The 18875-nt window shown below is 50.5% G+C and carries 15 protein-coding genes; 7 read left to right on the top strand and 8 right to left on the bottom strand.

From position 1 onward, the window contains the following. The first annotated feature begins 23 nt into the window (after positions 1–23). Positions 24–1640 carry a cell division protein FtsZ gene (gene ftsZ / locus O71_RS01425; RefSeq protein ID WP_007652462.1) on the top strand — a complete coding sequence of 539 codons (1617 nt, stop codon included), beginning with the start codon at positions 24–26 and terminating at the stop codon, positions 1638–1640. Between the two features lie 88 nt (positions 1641–1728). Here ftsZ and O71_RS01420 read toward each other — a convergent pair whose 3' ends face one another. From O71_RS01420 to O71_RS01405, 4 genes are all read right to left on the bottom strand, one after another. Continuing rightward, positions 1729–2253, bottom strand: coding sequence for an NADPH-dependent FMN reductase (locus O71_RS01420; RefSeq protein WP_007652461.1), 525 nt, complete (start codon positions 2251–2253; stop codon positions 1729–1731). 147 nt (positions 2254–2400) lie between these two features. Then, complete coding sequence (locus O71_RS01415) at positions 2401–3153, bottom strand: succinate dehydrogenase/fumarate reductase iron-sulfur subunit (protein WP_007652460.1); 753 nt, start codon at positions 3151–3153, stop codon at positions 2401–2403. Between the two features lie 123 nt (positions 3154–3276). Continuing rightward, on the bottom strand, positions 3277–5211 hold the full coding sequence (locus tag O71_RS01410) for a fumarate reductase/succinate dehydrogenase flavoprotein subunit (protein WP_007652459.1): 1935 nt from the start codon (positions 5209–5211) through the stop codon (positions 3277–3279). Between the two features lie 21 nt (positions 5212–5232). Continuing rightward, positions 5233–5922, bottom strand: a complete 690-nt coding sequence (locus O71_RS01405; RefSeq protein ID WP_007652458.1) for a succinate dehydrogenase cytochrome b subunit — start codon at positions 5920–5922, stop codon at positions 5233–5235. Between the two features lie 228 nt (positions 5923–6150). On the opposite strand from O71_RS01405, the gene O71_RS01400 reads away from it, so the two are divergent. The 3 genes from O71_RS01400 to fabD all read left to right on the top strand — a co-directional run bounded on the left by O71_RS01400 (position 6151) and on the right by fabD (position 10495). Continuing rightward, complete coding sequence (locus tag O71_RS01400) at positions 6151–8913, top strand: gliding motility-associated C-terminal domain-containing protein (RefSeq protein ID WP_237717653.1); 2763 nt, start codon at positions 6151–6153, stop codon at positions 8911–8913. Beyond that, the gene (locus tag O71_RS01395) at positions 8913–9341 is read left to right on the top strand and encodes a thiol-disulfide oxidoreductase DCC family protein (protein WP_007652456.1); all 429 of its coding nucleotides are present in this window, start codon (positions 8913–8915) and stop codon (positions 9339–9341) included. The genes O71_RS01400 and O71_RS01395 overlap by 1 nt, the downstream gene beginning before the upstream one ends. Positions 9342–9613: 272 nt before the next feature. Continuing rightward, positions 9614–10495, top strand: a complete 882-nt coding sequence (gene fabD / locus O71_RS01390) for an ACP S-malonyltransferase (RefSeq protein ID WP_007652455.1) — start codon at positions 9614–9616, stop codon at positions 10493–10495. A gap of 101 nt (positions 10496–10596) precedes the next feature. On the opposite strand, the gene O71_RS01385 is transcribed toward fabD, so the two are convergent. The 3 genes from O71_RS01385 to O71_RS01375 all read right to left on the bottom strand — a co-directional run bounded on the left by O71_RS01385 (position 10597) and on the right by O71_RS01375 (position 12716). Beyond that, positions 10597–11217 carry a hypothetical protein gene (locus O71_RS01385; RefSeq protein ID WP_007652454.1) on the bottom strand — a complete coding sequence of 207 codons (621 nt, stop codon included), beginning with the start codon at positions 11215–11217 and terminating at the stop codon, positions 10597–10599. A gap of 151 nt (positions 11218–11368) precedes the next feature. Further along, entirely contained in the window at positions 11369–11866 is a 498-nt protein-coding gene (folK, locus tag O71_RS01380; RefSeq protein ID WP_007652453.1) for a 2-amino-4-hydroxy-6-hydroxymethyldihydropteridine diphosphokinase, read from the bottom strand. Beyond that, positions 11859–12716: a S9 family peptidase gene (locus tag O71_RS01375; protein WP_007652452.1), complete on the bottom strand. Its 858-nt coding sequence runs from the start codon at positions 12714–12716 to the stop codon at positions 11859–11861. The genes folK and O71_RS01375 overlap by 8 nt, the downstream gene beginning before the upstream one ends. A 176-nt stretch (positions 12717–12892) precedes the next feature. Between O71_RS01375 and O71_RS01370 the strand changes: the two genes are divergently transcribed. Further along, on the top strand, positions 12893–13873 hold the full coding sequence (locus O71_RS01370) for a polyprenyl synthetase family protein (RefSeq protein ID WP_007652451.1): 981 nt from the start codon (positions 12893–12895) through the stop codon (positions 13871–13873). Positions 13874–14298: 425 nt separating this feature from the next. Then, on the top strand, positions 14299–14922 hold the full coding sequence (locus O71_RS01365) for a class I SAM-dependent methyltransferase (RefSeq protein WP_007652450.1): 624 nt from the start codon (positions 14299–14301) through the stop codon (positions 14920–14922). A gap of 150 nt (positions 14923–15072) precedes the next feature. Here O71_RS01365 and O71_RS01360 read toward each other — a convergent pair whose 3' ends face one another. Then, on the bottom strand, positions 15073–16311 hold the full coding sequence (locus O71_RS01360) for a peroxiredoxin (protein ID WP_007652449.1): 1239 nt from the start codon (positions 16309–16311) through the stop codon (positions 15073–15075). Positions 16312–16507: 196 nt separating this feature from the next. On the opposite strand from O71_RS01360, the gene O71_RS01355 reads away from it, so the two are divergent. Further along, positions 16508–18787, top strand: coding sequence for an aconitate hydratase (locus O71_RS01355; protein WP_007652448.1), 2280 nt, complete (start codon positions 16508–16510; stop codon positions 18785–18787). Positions 18788–18875 lie beyond the last annotated feature (88 nt).

The following is an 18875-nucleotide window of genomic DNA, read 5'->3' as shown; positions in this document are numbered from 1 at the left end:
CCATAATAGCAGGAGATTTTAGTATGACATCAATGTACAGTTTTGACCTGCCGGCAAGCGGTAAGTCCATCATCAAGGTGATTGGCGTCGGGGGCGGTGGCAGCAACGCGGTTAACCACATGTATAACCAAGGTATCAAAGATGTGGAATTCGTGATCTGTAATACAGATATGCAAGCGCTGAAAAGCAGCAGTGTTCCAAATAAACTACAAATAGGCTTGAACCTGACTGAAGGTCTTGGCGCCGGTGCCAACCCTGAAAAAGGAAAACATGCAGCGCTGGAGAGCAAGGAAGAGATACGAGAGTTACTGAGTAACGATACCAAGATGGTGTTTATCACGGCTGGTATGGGTGGTGGTACAGGTACAGGTGCAGCTCCGGTTATCGCAAAGGTGGCTAAAGAACTCGGTATCCTAACTGTGGGTATCGTTACAGCTCCTTTCGTTTTTGAAGGAAAGAAGAAAAAGACTGCCGCTGAGAACGGTATCAAAGAACTAAGCGAAAACTGCGACACAATACTTGTTATCCTCAATGATAAGCTGCGCGAGATGTTCGGTAACCTGACCATTCGTGAGGCTTTCTCCAAAGCTGACAATGTGTTGACAACAGCCGCTAAATCTATTGCTGAGATTATCACCGTTACAGCCGAAGTGAACGTTGATTTTGAGGACGTGAAGACTGTAATGAAAGACTCTGGGGCTGCAGTGATGGGTTCTGCAACTACAGAAGGTGAGGGCCGTGCCCTGCGTGCTGCTGAAGAGGCGCTTTCTTCTCCTTTGCTGAATAACACTGACATTCACGGTGCTCAGAGAATCCTCCTTTCAATTATGTCTGGTGAGCAGGCTGAGCTTGAAATGGACGAATTGACTGAAATCACTGAATATATCCAGGATAAAGCCGGACAGGAAGCTGAAGTTATTTTCGGTCACGGTATCGATTCCTCACTTGGTCAGAGTATTCGTGTAACTGTAATTGCTACTGGTTTTGCCAGCGATGCAGAGGTTATCATTGAGCCAAAGAAAACGGTATTTGACCTGGATAGCCAAAAAAAAATTGAAGTAGCAGAGCTAGCCAAGCCAGAGCAGCCTAAAATGGTGAACTTTGTGCCTGAGCCAGTAGTAGCGCCTGCTGTGACACCACAACCTCAGCAGCCGGTGCAGCAGCAGTTTGAAATTCGTCGCCCGGTGGTGGAGCAGCCGCAACAGCCAGTTCAGCCGCAAGCGCCTCAGCAACAGCAGTACCAGCAGCCGCAGGCCCCACAGCCACAGCAGCCTGTACAGCAACAACCGCAGCGCCGTGTTTTTAACCTGGAGGGTTCTACTACGCAGGAGTTCAGCAACGGCTTTGGTGCGCAGCAACAAGAAGACTATGCCACACGTGAGGCAAAGCGCCTTGAAGCTGAGCGTGAGCTGATGAAGCAAAAAGCGATTGAGCGCCGTGAGCGCCTGAAAATGCTGAGCGCCGACATGACCACGAGCGAAGCGATGAAAGAGAAGCTGGACGTACCGGCTTACCTGCGCCGCAATGTTGCTCTGGATTCAGTTGCACACTCTTCTGAACGCAACATATCCCGTTTCAACCTAAACGATGACAACGAGATACTAGGCGACAACCGCTTTCTGCATGATAATGTAGACTAATTTTCAATCCTGTTTTCTAATAATGTGAAGAGCCCGCTGTCAAAGCGGGCTCTTTTTTTGTACCTATACCTACACAACAACCTGGCTATTAGAAATGGATGAATTGATCAATCTGCTGTTTTAGCAGTCCCAGGTATAGCTCGTTTGTGATAGCAGCGCCATCGAAGTTCTTCTCTATCTGTGCAAGACGGGGTTTCAGTGCTAACACATGCATGCCCAGGTAATTAAAGATGTCAGTCAGGTGACTCATGGCCAGCCCACTGCCCTGCACCCCGGAAGACAGGCCGACAAGGGCTGCTTTCTTGTTTCGAAAGGTATTAGGGTAGGAGAGACCGTCTATGAAAGCCTTTAAAACGCCTGGGAAAGAACCGTTGTATTCTGGAACAATGAAGACAAACTTATCTGACTCACCGATAAGCGCGCTCAGGTCGTTAAAGGCTTGGTTTGTGCCAATGTTTTCATACAGGGCTGAAGTCGTAAAGTCAGCCGGAAGATTAGCCAGATCCAGTATTTGGTTGCCAACCTGGCGTTCATCCAGCAGTTTCGCGTAAAGTTTGGCAACTGCTGTGGAGTTAGAGGATGGCCTGTTAGTGCCCGTTATAATGGTGATCATAGTATTGTGTAGTGTCCTTTTGTAAACAGACGCTAGTCTCTACGGTTTACAGAAAAGTGTAGATGTCAGAATATTTGTGCTAATATAAAAGCAAAAGGCGAGAACAGTTTCCTGTCTCGCCTTTTGAGCTAATTAGAATCAGTTGAACTATACGTTCTCAGAGCTTGCTTTAGCACCAAGATACTCACGGTTCAACATGGCAATGTTGTCTAGTGAGATGCCTACCGGGCACTCAGCAGCACAAGCACCTGTATTAGAGCAGGCACCAAAGCCTTCTACATCCATCTGTGCTACCATGTTCTCTACACGTGTCTTGGCTTCTACTTTACCCTGAGGCAGCATCGCCAGCTGCGATACCTTTGCACTGACAAACAGCATGGCAGAGGCATTCTTACAAGCAGCTACACAAGCACCGCAACCGATACAGGTAGCTGCATCAAATGCCTTGTCAGCAATTGTCTTAGGTATAGGAATTTCGTTTGCGTCAGGTACACCACCCGTGTTTACGGATACATAACCACCGGCCTGCTGAATGCGGTCGAAGGCAGAACGGTCAACGATCAGGTCTTTGTGTACTGGGAAAGCCGCTGCTCTCCAAGGCTCGATTGTGATGGTATCGCCGTGGTTAAAGTGACGCATGTGCAACTGGCACGTGGTTGTGCCGCGCTCCGGACCGTGAGCCCGGCCGTTGATGAACAAGCTGCACATACCGCATATACCTTCGCGGCAGTCATGGTCAAAGGCAACAGGCTCTTCACCTCTCACCAGGAGTTCTTCGTTGAGCACGTCCAGCATTTCCAGGAAAGACATATCCGGGGATATGTTCTTAAGCGGATAGGTTACCAGCTGACCTGCAGTATTTCTATCTTTTTGGCGCCAAATCTTCAATGTGAGGTCCATTGGTTTAGCATTTGGATTACTTCCAGCCATTTCTTTATTAATTACGAATTAAGAATTACGAATTAAGAACTTCAATCATCTGTTTCCCAGATCTATTATTCATTCTTAATTATTAATTATCCATTATTTATAGCTACGCTGCGTCAGCTTCACGTTCTCAAACTTCAGCTCTTCCTTGTGCAGGATTGGCTCGTTGCCTACCCCTGTAAACTCCCAGGCGGCTACGTAAGCATAGTTCTCGTCATCACGCAGGGCTTCGTTTTCTGGTGTCTGGTACTCCTCACGGAAGTGACCGCCGCATGACTCATTTCTGTTCAGTGCGTCGTCTACCATCAGTTCACCCAGTTCCAGGAAGTCGGCTACGCGGTGCGCTTTCTCCAGTGTCTGGTTCAGCTCTTCGTTTACACCAGTCACTTTCACGTTCTGCCAGAACTCGTCGCGCAGCTTGCGGATCTCCTGCTTGGCAAACTGAAGACCTTCAGCATTACGGGCCATACCGCAGTAGTCCCACATCAGCAAACCAAGCGCTTTATGGAAGTCATCTACTGTGCGGTTACCTTTGATAGACAGTAAGCGATCAGTAGTGGCTTTTACATTTTGCTCTGCTTCTTTAAAGGCAGGGTGATCAGTGCTTACTTTGTCGTAAGGCGTCTGAGCCAGGTAATCACCGATTGTGTAAGGAATTACAAAGTAACCATCGGCCAGACCCTGCATGAGGGCAGAGGCACCAAGGCGGTTGGCACCGTGGTCAGAGAAGTTACACTCGCCAGTAGCGTACAGACCAGGGATGTTGGTCATCAGGTTGTAATCCACCCAAAGGCCACCCATGGTATAGTGCACGGCAGGGTAAATGCGCATCGGTTTTTCATACGGGTTTTCATCCGTAATCTTGGCGTACATGTCAAACAGGTTGCCATACTTGGCAGCGATTGCTGGTTGGCCCTCGCGTCTGATTGCATCAGCAAAGTCGAGGTATACGGCCAGTCCAGATGCGCCCACGCCACGTCCTTCGTCGCACATCAGTTTCGCATTGCGCGAAGCTACGTCACGTGGTACCAAGTTACCGAAGGCAGGATACTTACGCTCCAGATAGTAGTCGCGGTCTTCTTCTTTGATATCGTTTACAGTGATCTCACCTTTGCGCAGGCGCTGGGCAATCTCCACCGTTTTAGGAACCCATACACGTCCGTCGTTACGCAGGGACTCTGACATTAGCGTCAGTTTCGACTGGTACTCACCGGATACAGGTATACAGGTTGGGTGAATCTGCGTGAAGCAAGGGTTAGCGAACAAAGCCCCTTTCTTATGCGCTCTCCAGGCCGCCGTAGCGTTAGAGCCCATCGCGTTAGTAGAAAGGAAGAAAACGTTACCGTAACCACCTGTTGCCAGCACTACAGCATGTGCACTGTGCGACTCAATTTTACCAGTGATCAGGTTACGCACCACAATACCGCGGGCTTTGCCGTCCACCATTACGAGGTCCAGCATCTCCGTGCGTGGGTACATCTTTACCTTACCGTAAGCAATCTGACGGTTCAGGGCAGAGTAGGCACCCAGTAGCAGCTGCTGTCCGGTCTGGCCGCGGGCGTAGAAAGTACGGGATACCTGTGCACCACCAAACGAACGGTTAGCCAGCAGTCCGCCGTACTCACGGGCGAAAGGTACACCTTGAGCCACGCACTGGTCGATGATGTTCACTGACACCTGAGCAAGGCGGTATACGTTTGCCTCACGGGCGCGGTAGTCACCACCTTTGATGGTGTCGTAGAACAGACGGAAGATCGAGTCACCGTCGTTCTGATAGTTTTTTGCGGCGTTGATACCACCCTGTGCAGCGATAGAGTGCGCACGGCGAGGGGAATCCTGGAAGCAAAACGCTTTCACGTTATAGCCTAGTTCGCCGAGTGTGGCAGCAGCAGAAGCACCGGCAAGACCAGTACCCACTACAATGATGTCGTATTTACGTTTGTTGGCTGGGTTTACCAGCTTCACATTGAATTTATGCTTATCCCATTTTTCAGCTAAGGCGCCTTCCGGGATTTTTGAATCTAATATCATAGCAACTAATGAAAGTTTATGTTATGCAGCGAAAAAGAAATAAATCGGAATGATGGCAAAGCCAAAGCAAACCGCTATAGAGAATACAACACCGAATGTCTTAATGAACGGGGTGTATTTTTTGTGCGTCAGGCCCAGTGACTGGAAGGCACTCTGGAAGCCGTGGATCAGGTGATAAGCCAAAGCGATCATGGAAATTACGTAGATCAGCACATACCACCAGATTTGGAAAGACTGCACCACCTTCAGGTAAAGGTTGTCATAGTCTACATTCTCAATCACAACACCCTCCAGGCCACCAGCGGCACCAAAACGAGCCGGAACGAAGAAGTTCCAGAGGTGAATGATCAGGAATACGAGAATCACAGTACCTAAAAGGCCCATGTTACGGGAAGACCACGTGCTGTTCTCCTGCGGATGATTCTCTGCGTATCCAACAGGGCGGGCTGCTTTGTTACGGCGCGTCAGTACAAGCGCATCGTAGATGTGAAACACAAATCCCAAAACCAATACAATTTCCATGGTGCGGATGATCGGGTTATTCGCCATGAAGTGAGAGTACAGGTTAAATGTCACGCCGTCATCACCTTTGAATAGCGTTAAGTTACCTATCAGGTGCACTACCAGGAAAGAGCACAGGAAAAGACCTGTGATAGACATGATGATCTTGCGGCCGATTGTACTGGAAAACGTTTTAGTAAACCAATTCATCTGTATTTGTTAGAAGGTTAAGTAATGAATGCTTTTTAATGCCCAAAGGTACAAGCGGAGCCCGTATAAAACAATTAAATAGCATATTTTGAATCAATCTAAATTGCAATGCGTAGGACTGAAAACCATATATTATAAACCCACTTTTCTTGTGATTGTTGATAATAAAAAGGTAAAAATTCAGTTTTCATTTTACCTTTGTTCAGCGCCAAACCTAACTCTACGCTTATGCCAAATAGTTTACGCTTGAGCTGTTGCTTGCCTGGCCGCATTGTGCTGTTGGTATTGATGTTGTTGTTGGGATATGCATACGAGGCGCAGGCAACACATATCAGGGCGGGAGATATTACAGCCCGCAGGGACACAGGTCCCAACCCCAATCCCCGGAAGTTCTTCTTTACCATGGTGATGTACACCAAAACCAGCTCCCCGGCCGATGATCCCTTTGTTTTTATTTCGATGGGTACAGGGGAGACAGTGCGGGTAGAACGGCAGTCTGTAACACCGGTAAAGCCGGATGTAGACCGAGAAGTATTTGTGTGGGAGTATATTTTCCCGGCCAATGGTACCTATCCTGTCACATGGGTAGGGGAAAACCGCAATGGGGGCATCCTGAACATGGCCGCTCCAACCGATCAGCTTACCTTTTCTATTACGACCACAGTTTCGATCAACCCGCTCCGTGGCCTGAACAGTACACCAGTACTCACCGTGGCACCTATTGACGAAGCGACTGCTGGTGAGCGCTGGGTACATAACCCAGGGGCTATTGATGACGATGGAGATAGTCTGGCATACAAACTGATACAACCGCAGCACCGCAATCAGGCTACTGGCACGATCACCAACGTGCCTGGCTACCGCGATCCGCATACGGTGGATAACTGTCGCAACTCCGCTAACACCGGGCCTTCTACTTTTACCCTTGACCCTATCACCGGACAGTTAACCTGGGACGCGCCCTGCCGACTGGGTGAGTATAACGTAGCCTTTGTGGTGGAAGAGTGGCGTGTAACAGGCGCCGCACCCGTGCTGATCAGTACGGTGGTGCGCGACATGCAAATCCTGGTGGTGGATGCCCGTAACCGTCCGCCGGTGCTGGTTCCCCGCGACACCTGTATCGTAGCTGGCGAAACGCTGCGCACTACCATCACAGCTACTGACCCTGACGGTCACCTGATCACGCTTACTGCGCCTGGTACCGGTGGTGTTCTGCCACCTGCCACCTTCAACGTGACCGTTAACCAGCCTGGCCGCGCAGCAGGACAGCTGGTATGGAATACTTCCTGCAACGATGTGCGTGCCAACCCATATCAGGTAATTTTCAGGGCAGAGGATAACCCGCCGCCGCCATCGAGGCAGCTGGCTGACCTGCAGCCTTATCGCATCAGAGTCATTGGACCGCCGCCTCAAAACCTGCTGGCAACCGGACAGGACCGTACCGTGCGGCTGACCTGGGACAGCTATATCTGTCAGAATGCCGCAACCATCCGGATCTACAGGCGCGAAGGACCCTCTGGCTGGACCCCCGGCCCTTGCGAAACTGGCGTGCCTGCCAGCACGGGCTATGTGCTGATAGGAGAGGTGGGCAAGGATGCTACTGAGTTTTTGGATGATAACAACGGGCAAGGGCTGGCAGCAGGCGCAGAGTATTGCTATGTGATCTATGCTGAGTTTCCAAGACCGGCTGGCGGACAAAGTATCGCTTCGCTGGAGGCCTGTGTTGTAATAGAGCGTGACATACCTTATATCACAAATGTAACAGTAGACCGCACCGACGTGACTAACGGACAGATTACCGTCCGCTGGACGCAGCCGGGGCCAGGAATCGAACGCCTCAATCCACCATTTGAGTACCGACTGTACCGTAAGACAGGGCAGGAGCCAGGCGGAGCCTATCAGCGGGTATTTACTTCCCGCAGACTGAGCGACACCGTCTATGTGAACAGCGGCTTGAATACAGAGGAAAACGCCTATCGATATAAACTTGAGTTCTACAGTACCACTGCACCAGGTGGCGCTACACCGGATATGCTGCGCGATTCGACATCCGCCTCCAGTGTGCGACTGGCTGCCGAAGCACAGAGTACAGGCGATGAACTGGGTGTGACACTCAACTGGACCTATAATGTGCCGTGGCGTAACGAAGTGCTGGAGCACCAGATCTTCCGGGTAGTGGGAGATGAACTGGTGCAGGTAGGCAGCGTAGCAGCATCAGCTAGCAGCGGCACCTTTACCGACAATGGCACTGCCGCCGCCCCACTGGAGCGAGGCCAGACCTACTGCTACGTGGTACGCACCCAGGGCACTTACCAGATAGACGGTCTGCCGGAGCCACTGCAGAACCTGAGTCAGGAAGTGTGCGTGGAAATACCACTGGTGATCTGTCCGCCTGAACTGACCCTGGATGTGCTCAACTGTGAGGCTTTCTTTGCAAACCCAACCCGGCCACCTTACCAGAATGTGCTGAACTGGGTGCCACAGATCGAAAATGGATGCACGGATGAGATCGACTTCTATACGGTATACTTCAGAGGACCAGGCGAAACGGATTATCGCGCCATTGCCACAACGAAAGAGACCACCTTTACCCATACCGGGCTGGAGTCTTTTGCGGCTTGCTACTACGTGACGGCCACCAGTCTGGCGGGAGAGGAGAGCGAGCCAAGCAACGAAGAGTGCAAAGACAATTGCTTCTTCTTTGAGCTGCCGAACATTATCACGCCTAACGCTGACGGCAAAAATGATGTGTTCAAGCCAGATCCAAGGGCTGCGTTTATTCGCTCCACTACCTTCAAGGTATTCAACCGATGGGGCGTGAAGGTATACGAAAGCAACTCAGATGCGTATATCAATTGGCCAGGCACCGATAACGATGGTAAGCGCCTCACAGATGGGGTTTACTATTACGAGGCCGAGGTTGAGTTTATATCCATTGACCCGAACCGCAGCCGCAGTAAGTACAAAGGCTGGGTAGAAATAGTACGCTAATGACAAAAGATGAACTGGACCGGCTGCAGGGTTTGCCCATCGTGTTTTACGATGGAACCTGCGGCTTTTGCCAGGCCAGCATACAGATCGCTTTAAAGTATAACACGCGGCAGAACCTGCATTTCGCCGCTTTGCAATCCGGATTGGTGGAACAACTCGTGCCGCAGCAGCTGGTGCCTGATCCGCTTCCTGATTCTATTCTTTTCTTTGAAAACGGCCAGCTCTATACGGAGTCTGAAGCCGCCCTCCGCATTGCCTGCCATCTCAATTTTCCGTGGTCGGTGCTTTACTATTTCAGGTTTATTCCCTTATCTTTCCGCGATTTTGTGTATCGCTTCATCGCGAAACACCGCTACCGCATAGCAGGACGCAACGAAGCCTGTATGTTGCCCAGCCCCGAGGAGAGGGCCCGGTTTGTAGCGTATTGAATTGTTAAATTGTTGATGGTTAAATTGTTGTTGGGTCTTACTTTGGCCGAGCAGCTAAGAGCTTTGTTGCTACCCCTTATACCTTATACAGGTATAAGCGAGGTAGGTATAGACAATCGGAAGTTGATTATACCTGAAAACTCAAACAGGGCGGCAGGTATAGGCGCAGGTCAGGTATAGATCGGACCTCGCAGCATGTACCTGGCTTTTCAACCATTTAACAATTTAGCCACTCAACAACCAGCAACTAACTATCAACAACTAATATTAGCATGAAAAAGGCATACGTTTTCCCGGGACAGGGTTCGCAGTTTGTGGGCATGGGCAAGGACCTGTATGAGCAGCACGAGACTGCCCGTCAGCTTTTTGACAGAGCAAACGAGATTCTGGGATTCAACATTACAGACATCATGTTCGGTGGTACAGATGATGAGCTGAAGCAAACCAGAGTGACACAACCGGCTATCTTTCTGCACTCAGTAGCACAGGCGGCTGTTGCCCAGGATTTCAATCCGGATATGGTCGCTGGACACTCACTGGGTGAGTTTTCGGCTTTGGTAGCCAGCAAGGTGCTGAGCTTTGAGGATGGCCTGAGATTGGTATATAAAAGAGCGATGGCGATGCAGGCAGCCTGCGAGGCCAATCCGTCTACCATGGCGGCTATCCTTGGTCTGGACGATGCGAAAGTAGAGGAAGTATGTGCCTCAGTAGAAGGTGAAGTAGTGGTGGCGGCGAATTACAACTGTCCGGGTCAGCTGGTGATCTCGGGCACTAACAAAGGGATAGAAATCGCCTGCGAGAAGATGAAGGAAGCCGGTGCTAAGCGTGCCTTGCCACTACCTGTGGGCGGCGCTTTCCACTCCCCGCTGATGAAGCCGGCGGAAGAGGAGCTGGCCAAAGCCATTAAAGAAACGACTTTCAGCCAGGGCATCTGCCCGATTTATCAGAACGTGGACGCTCAGCCGCACACTGATCCGCAAGAGATCAAGCAGAACCTGATCAGCCAGCTGACAGCCCCGGTACGCTGGACGCAATCAGTACAGCAAATGGTGGCTGATGGCGCGACGCATTTCGTAGAGTGCGGCCCAGGCAAGGTATTGCAGGGATTGGTTAAAAAGATAGAACGTACGGCTGAGGTGAGTTCAGTGGAATAAAACCTTAAAGCAAGACATAAAAAAAGATCATTGTGGCTGCTGCTGCAATGGTCTTTTTTTTATGGGAAGTAGATGTCTTAATGACGGTGCTTAGGCAGGGCTTACTGCCCATTCCCGTCTACGGCCATCGGTGTTACGCCTAGTCTGCTTAGTTCGTCCGACAGTTTCAATAGTTCGTTTCTAATAATGTCGCTGTGTTGCAGTTCCTCTTCCGGAAGATTGATCACGCGTGACAGGTATAAATTCTCCTTTAGCTTTAGCTCTTGCATGAGCCGGTCCAGTAACTCCTGGTTTTGACCGACATAGATGAGGGGTGAGAGCTCAACCTGAATATTGTGCTGTCTTGGGTTGGTGATGTTCACCCTGAAAAAGTAATTGCCTGCTTTGCCGAACAGATAGGTCGAAATTTCTTTTACAATCGAGTTGTATTTTTCAACAGCTCCGTTGAAGTGAAGCGATGAAAAGGCAGGGAGGTCATACAGCCGCTTCTTCTGCAGCAGCTTTTCGTAATTGTTGAGTAGCAGCAGGATAATTATGCCAGCGGCGATTAGTGCTGCAACCAAAGCCTTATCTGGCAATTGCTGGCTAAATGTTTCTGCAGTAAAGCGCTGCGTGAACAGAACAGGTATAAAAGTAAAAGGAAGCACCAGGATAAACACAACCAGGAAGCCCCGCAAAAGGCTTCTTCTTTCGTTTGTGATGATGGTGAGGAGGTCGTTCATAAGCTATTGGGGAGAAGCGAACCACAAGCGCATCAAATCATGCATAATCGCAAGTATAGTTATCTCACAATATAAGTAAAATTTTGCTCTCTTGGCTGTATTCCGCTCTAAAGTAAGGTATTTTAGAGGAAATTCACAGCTCCCATACAAGCTATTGGTTTGAAGTTGAATTAAATAAATAAACGGGAAGTTCGTCTGGGCAATTTTGTAAGAGCTGTGTTACCTGCATGTGAAGTACTGGGTGCTGCATATGCGGTGCTATCTCACCCAGTGGCAGGAGCGTGAACCGGCGCAGGTGTAGCTGCGGATGGGGGATAGTCAGGCGCTGCGATTGTAGTACAAGTTCGTCATAGAACAAAATGTCGATGTCTATGACGCGTGCTCCCCAGTGCTCGTGCCGGATGCGGCCGAGGTCCTGCTCTATCTGATTGATCGTTTGCAGCACTTGCTCCGGACTGAGAGTAGTCTGTACCTCTAATACCTGGTTCAGGAAAGCAGGTTGATCCGTCTTGCCCCAGGCAGCTGTTTCGTAGAGAGAGGAGCTTTGCGTGATCGGGCCGACCTGTGCGGCAATGCGTTCGCAAGCTTGGGACAGGTATAGCGTGCGGTCACCGAGGTTACCGCCCAGGAGCAGGTATAAATTAGGCATGTTTGTTAAAAAAGGCGATACTCAGGTCGGCAGCGGCTTTAGCTGCAAGTGGTAATTCTTCCTGCTGGTATGGGTGCTGGCCCCCGAAAGAGTGATCGGCGCCGGGTAGCAGGTGCAGCTCCGCATCGGGTTTCCAGGTATGCAGGTCGTGGGCCATCTGCACGGGCAGTGTCTCGTCCTCTTCGCCATGCAGGATGAGCAAGGGCTGCTGCATTTTCTGAATCACTTTCGGAATCTCCAGTCGCTCGACATTGGCCAGGTAGTCCTCCACGATCTGGTAGTACAAGGGCATTTGCTGACCTGTGCGAAAATTAGTAACCCACTGCACCCCTTCTTTTTTCCACTGTTCCTGCTCCAGCTCGTCCCAGCGTTGGTCAAAGTTGTTGACGGCGGCCCAGGTAGCCACAGCACGCACACGGGTGTCTTCTGCAGCTTTGAGTATGACAGACCCGCCACCACGGCTGTGGCCTATCAGGTAAATCCGGTCGAGATCTAATTCGTTCTGTGGAAGCGGGCCTTCCTCGTCGTGCACCATGTCGATAAGCGACTTCAGGTCCTCCAGCTCAATGCTGAAGTTGTTGCGTCCAAAAGCCTCCATGTCGTGCAGATCGGAATCGTTGTCGATGCTGGTGCCGTTGTGAGAGAAGTTGAATTTGATGAACACAAAACCGTGCTCGGCAAAATAGTTTGCCAGCAGGTTGAAATGCCCCCAATCTTTGAAGCCTTTGAAACCATGGGTATAAAGCACGACCGGCTTTCTGTTTCCGTCCTGGGTATAGGTGGCGTCAGCGGTGAAAGGACGCTCGTGCTCCGGGTATACCACGAAGTCTACTTTGAGTGTGTCTGCCATAACAGTCTGCTGTGTTATCAGAAGGCAATATAGTTATTTTAGGCATGCGGCAAACCAGCACTAGGCTGTGCTGTTGGTTACGTATACCGCCTGGCTTATCTAAGATTATTTAAACGCCGATTTGCTATACTTGTTTGGAAACGACCCCCACACCTAGTAATATTGCGGAATATCGCATGAGCATTAGCCTAAAGGAAATACAAGCGCCGATTGCGCAGGAAATGGAGCTGTTCGAGAAAAAGTTCAGGACTTCGATGAAGTCTAAGGTACTGCTTCTCGACAAGATCATGAGCTACATCGTAAAACGCAAGGGCAAGCAGATGCGGCCGATGTTTGTGTTTTTCATGGCCAAGCTCTTCCGCGGCGATGCCATCGGGGATGCCACCTATCGTGGTGCGGCCTTAATCGAGCTGTTGCATACCGCCACCCTCGTGCACGACGACGTGGTGGACGAGGCCAACTACCGCCGCGGTTTCTTCTCTGTAAATGCCCTCTGGAAAAATAAGATTGCTGTGCTGGTGGGCGACTACCTGCTCTCCAAAGGCCTGCTGCTATCGCTGCAGAACGACGATTACGAACTGCTCAAGATCGTGTCGAATGCCGTGAAGGAAATGAGCGAAGGGGAGCTGTTACAGATCGAAAAAGCACGCCGCCTGGACATTGACGAGTCTGTGTACTTCGACATCATCCGACAGAAGACTGCCTCCCTGATTGCTTCCTGCTGTGCAGTGGGAGCTGCCTCTGCCGGCGCCTCTAAAGAAGACATAGAAAAAGCTCGACTCTTCGGTGAGAAAGTAGGTATTGCCTTCCAGATCAAAGACGACCTGTTCGACTACGGCACTGCTGAAATCGGCAAGCCGGTAGGTATAGACATCAAAGAAAAGAAGATGACCTTACCCTTGATTCACGCCTTGCGGGAAGCTGATTGGATGACCCGCCGCCGAGTGATCTACAACGTAAAAAACAACAACGGCGACAACAGGCGCGTGCAGCAGGTAATCGACTACGTGAAAACCTCCGGCGGTATACAGCATACCATCGAGGTCATGAACCAGTACCATGCCGAGGCGCTCGCTATTCTTTATACCTTCCCGGCCTCCCCATCCCGCACCTCCCTGGAGCAGCTCATTGCTTTTACTATCGAAAGGGAGAAATAAATTGTTAAATTGTTGATGGTTAAATTGTTGATCTTAGATCAGCAGGATGTTCTCTGTGCCAGGTATGCCGACCTCGGTAGGGACAGGGGGTGACCTGTCCGAATCGTGCACAGGTATAGTTTATCAGAATCAGGATTTCCAAGATCAGAAAAGACTCCTAGGATGGATATACCTATACCCTATACCAGACTGGCAGAGGCGGACCTGCCTCGTAACTCCTGTGTCATTTCGAACGCTAGTGAGAAATCTGGAGCCTACAGCATTAAGACCTCAGATCTCTCCCGTCGGTCGAGATGACAAAAAAGTAATCGCTGTTTTAACTGCTATACCTGGAGCGAAAATATCTGTAAACTTTGGAATGAAATCTGTAAGCCTGAAAGACAGGAGCGGAGGTAATTTTGGGAGCACAAAATAACCTATGAAAAATGAGTCTCAACACCAACAGCTGGAACCGGCTGCGCTATACCTTCTATCTGCCGGTATATGATCTGATTGCCGATCGTATTTTCCGAAGGTATAGGAAGCGCTCCATCGAGTTACTAAAAGCCAAGCCTGACGACGCCATCCTGATCGTCGGCGCAGGTACCGGGCTGGACCTGCCATACCTGCAAGGCTATGCCCACATCACCGCCAACGACATCACACCCGGTATGATCACCAAACTGAAAGTGCGTGCTGAGAAGCTAGGTATACCTGTCGATGCCCAGGTAATGGACGGCCAGCAACTACGCTATCCTGACAACAGTTTCGATGCGGTGATCCTGCACCTCATAATCGCAGTTATACCTGATTCGGTGGCCTGCATCCGGGAAGTGGAACGGGTATTAAAACCGGGCGGCACGGTGATGGTCTTCGACAAGTTCCTGCCCGACGGACAGCAACCCTCACTGCTGCGTCGACTTTTCAACCAGGTTTCTAGCACGCTCTTTTCGGATGTGAACCGCAGCATTGGGAATATTGTCAGCCATACCTCGCTGCAGATGGAGCTGAACGAGCCGGCCGCTTTTGGAGGCACGTTCCGGATCGTGCGGCTAAGGAAACCAGTTTAGATCCAGCCAGAACTACGAAAGGTGAACGGAGACTGAATTTAAGGACTGAGTCCAACACGAAAGGTCAAAAGGTAAGAAAACACAAAGGCCGCTACTGCACCAGTAGCGGCCTTTGCTATACCTGCTGATCCAACAATCAACAATCAACAATCAAATCTTCTCCGCCAGCAGCTCGTCCATTGTCTTATTAAATTCTGCCACCCACTCTTCGTAGTACTTTCCGGTCCCAGGCCCCGAGAAGCCAGTATGGATCTTGCGCACTTTGCCCTGGCGGTCGATGAAGATGGTGGTCGGGAAGGAGAGCACATGGTTGAGGGCTGGGAGCGCCTGCGCGGCAGCTTCTTTGTCGGCCGGACCGGCGTAGAGCAGGTCATACTCAATGTTGAAGCGATCCTTCATTTTAGTCAGACGTGGCACGGCTTGTTCGTAGCCTTTGGTGCGCTCAAAACCTAAACCGATAATCTCAAGTCCGCGGTCCTTGTTCTTGCTGTAATAAGGTGCTAGGAATTGTGTTTCGTCCATACAGTTCGGGCACCAGGAGCCCAGTAGCTGCACCAGCACTACCTTGCCCTTGTATTTGTCATCCGATAGCGACACCTGCTTGCCCTCCAGGTCAGGGAATGTGAACTCCAGCGACTCGTAGCCTGGCTTCAGGTAAGTCAGTTCGTTGGCATTGGCCAGTTCGGCGTTTTCGTTGCGTCTGGCAGTCCAGGTCTCGTAGTCATAGAGGCCGGCAAAGTACTCGCCTTGCAGCGTTTCATCAGCTGTTGGCTGTGCCGTGAACAGGTAGTCGTGGTTACCGTCAAAAGTAGAAAGCTTCAACTCATTGCCTTCTACCTGACCCTCCAGATAGCGGTAGTCACCGGTTTGGGTAATAAACGTGCCGGTCACGTAGTTGTCTTTCTGCTCAAATACACCGATTGCCGGGTAGGTTTTGCCGTCTTTCTTCGTGAAGGTCACTTCCCATTTGCCGGAAAAGTCATAAGTAGCCGGAGCGGGATTTTCCTTGAAGCGGTTGGTCTTGCCATGCTCAGCCGTGAAAGGTACAGAGTAGCGCTTGGTCAGGTCGTTACGGGTGAAGCGGCCGGCCATCTTGTCGCCTTCTACTTTGGCGATCAGGTCGGCGTCGAAGATGTGCAACCTGATCTTGAGCGAGTCGCCCTCTTCCTTTATTTCGTCCACAAGTATGCGCTCGTCGGCATTCACTAGGTATAGCACGGTCTTGCCGTTCTGCTCTTCAGCTTCCATGATGAACGGAATCTCCTGGCCTTGTGCCTGCAGCACAACACGCCATGGGCCAGGTTGTATGGTGTTATCGTTAGATGTGGAAGAGCCACAGGAGGTTAAAAGCTGTGAGGTGGCCAACGCCAACAACAAAATCAGCTTCATTGGGGTATTAAAACAAGTAAGTTTCATGTCGCGAAATTACTAGATGAATTCGTGAAAAGCGAAACTTAGACTAAATAGCAATAGCAGGTGTGGAAATGTTATATTCCTATCTGCTAATGTTGTGCTAAAACACGCATATTTCGTACATTTGTAAACTTCACAACGAAGCATTAAAAATAATAACAATAGCAAAACTATGGCATTTGATTTAGGAATGATCAAGGCAGTGTATGCCGGGATGGCCGAGCGAGTGAATGCTGCCCGTAACGCAGTAGGCAGACCGCTTACCCTGACAGAGAAAATCTTGTACGCGCACCTCTACGACGGTAACGCGACACAGTCTTTTGAGCGCGGAAAGTCTTACGTAGACTTTGCTCCGGACAGGGTGGCTATGCAGGACGCAACGGCGCAAATGGCCTTGCTTCAGTTCATGCAGGCTGGTAAGCCGCAGGTAGCTGTGCCTTCTACAGTGCATTGCGATCACCTGATCCAGGCACGTGTTGGTGCTGACCAGGACTTGCAGGACGCTTACAGCGAAAACAAAGAGGTATACGACTTCCTTGCCTCTGTTTCAAATAAATATGGCATCGGCTTCTGGAAGCCGGGTGCAGGTATCATCCACCAGGTGGTACTCGAGAACTACGCCTTCCCGGGCGGTATGATGATCGGTACGGACTCCCACACACCGAACGCCGGTGGTCTGGGTATGGTAGCGATCGGTGTTGGTGGTGCTGATGCTGTAGACGTAATGGCCGGTATGGCCTGGGAGCTGAAATTCCCGAAAGTGATTGGTGTGAAACTGACCGGCAAAATGAACGGCTGGACTTCACCAAAAGACGTGATCCTGAAAGTGGCTGGTATCCTGACTGTAAAAGGTGGTACAGGTGCGATTGTAGAATACTTCGGCGAAGGTGCTGAGTCTATGTCTTGTACTGGTAAAGGCACGATCTGTAACATGGGTGCTGAGATCGGCGCAACTACATCGGTATTTGCTTACGACGATAGCATGCGTGCCTACCTGCGCGCTACAAACCGTGAAGAAGTGGTGCAGATGGCCGATGAAGTAGCTGACCAACTGCGTGCCGATGACGAGGTATACGCTGACCCGGCTGCTTTCTATGATCAACTGATCGAGATCGACCTTTCTACACTGGAGCCACACGTAAACGGACCATTCACGCCGGATGCCGCCTGGCCAATTTCTCAGTTTGCTGCTGTTGTAAAAGAGCACAACTGGCCAGCTAAACTGGAAGTAGGTCTGATCGGATCTTGCACCAACTCTTCTTACGAAGACCTTACCCGTTCAGCTTCCATTGCCGAGCAGGCTGTAACAAAAAAACTGGTAGCCCAGGCTGAGTTTACCATCACACCAGGTTCTGAACTGGTACGCTTTACCACAGCCCGCGACGGCTTGTTGGATACCTTCGCTCAGATGGGCGGTGTGGTACTGGCAAACGCCTGTGGTCCGTGCATCGGCCAGTGGGCGCGTCACACAGACGACCCTACACGCAAGAACTCTATCATTACTTCTTTCAACCGTAACTTCGCTAAGCGTAACGATGGCAACCCGAACACACACGCGTTCGTGGCATCGCCTGAAATCGTAACAGCTTTCGCTATCGCCGGTGACCTGACCTTCAACCCATTGGTTGATAAGCTGATCAACGCAGATGGAGAAGAAGTAATGCTGGACGAGCCTAGAGGTATCGAATTGCCTCCACAGGGCTTCGCTGTAGAAGACGCGGGCTATGTAGCTCCTGCTGAAGACGGTAGCAGCGTAGAGGTAGTGGTTGATCCGAAGTCTGATCGTCTTCAATTGCTCGAAGGCTTTAAGCCATGGGAAGGCACTGACCTGAAAGGTCTGAAGCTGCTCATCAAAGCACAGGGCAAGTGTACAACTGACCACATCTCTATGGCTGGACCTTGGTTGAAGTACCGCGGTCACCTGGACAACATCTCTAACAACATGCTGATCGGTGCGATCAACGCGTTTAACGGTGAAGCCAACAAGGTATACAACGACATGACCCGCGGTTATGACACCGTACCTGCCACAGCACGTACTTACAAAGCTGCTGGTATCGGTACTGTTGTAATTGGTGACGAGAACTACGGTGAAGGTTCATCACGTGAGCATGCGGCCATGGAGCCACGCTTCCTGGGTGTTCGTGCCGTTATTGTGAAGTCATTCGCTCGTATTCACGAGACTAACCTGAAAAAGCAGGGTATGCTGGGTCTTACGTTTGCCAACAAGGCTGACTACGACCTGATCGAGGAGAACGACACAATCGATATCCTGGGTCTGGAGAACTTCACACCTGGTCAGCCACTGAAAGTGGTATTGACGCACAAAGACGGTTCTCAGGATGCCTTCATGGTAAACCATACCTACAACGAAGGACAGATTGAGTGGTTCAAGGCTGGTTCAGCCCTTAACCTGATTCGTTTGCAGCAGAAACAGTCAACTAACGCGTAATAAACAGTTAGCTGCCGATAATGAAAACGCCCCGCTCGAAAGAGCGGGGCGTTTTGTTTTTGTAAGGATGTATATTTATTTCTATTCT

It is taken from the genome of Pontibacter sp. BAB1700, from assembly GCF_000277005.1.
Lineage (GTDB): Bacteria > Bacteroidota > Bacteroidia > Cytophagales > Hymenobacteraceae > Pontibacter > Pontibacter lucknowensis.
This window is presented reverse-complemented; position numbering and strand designations above follow the sequence as displayed.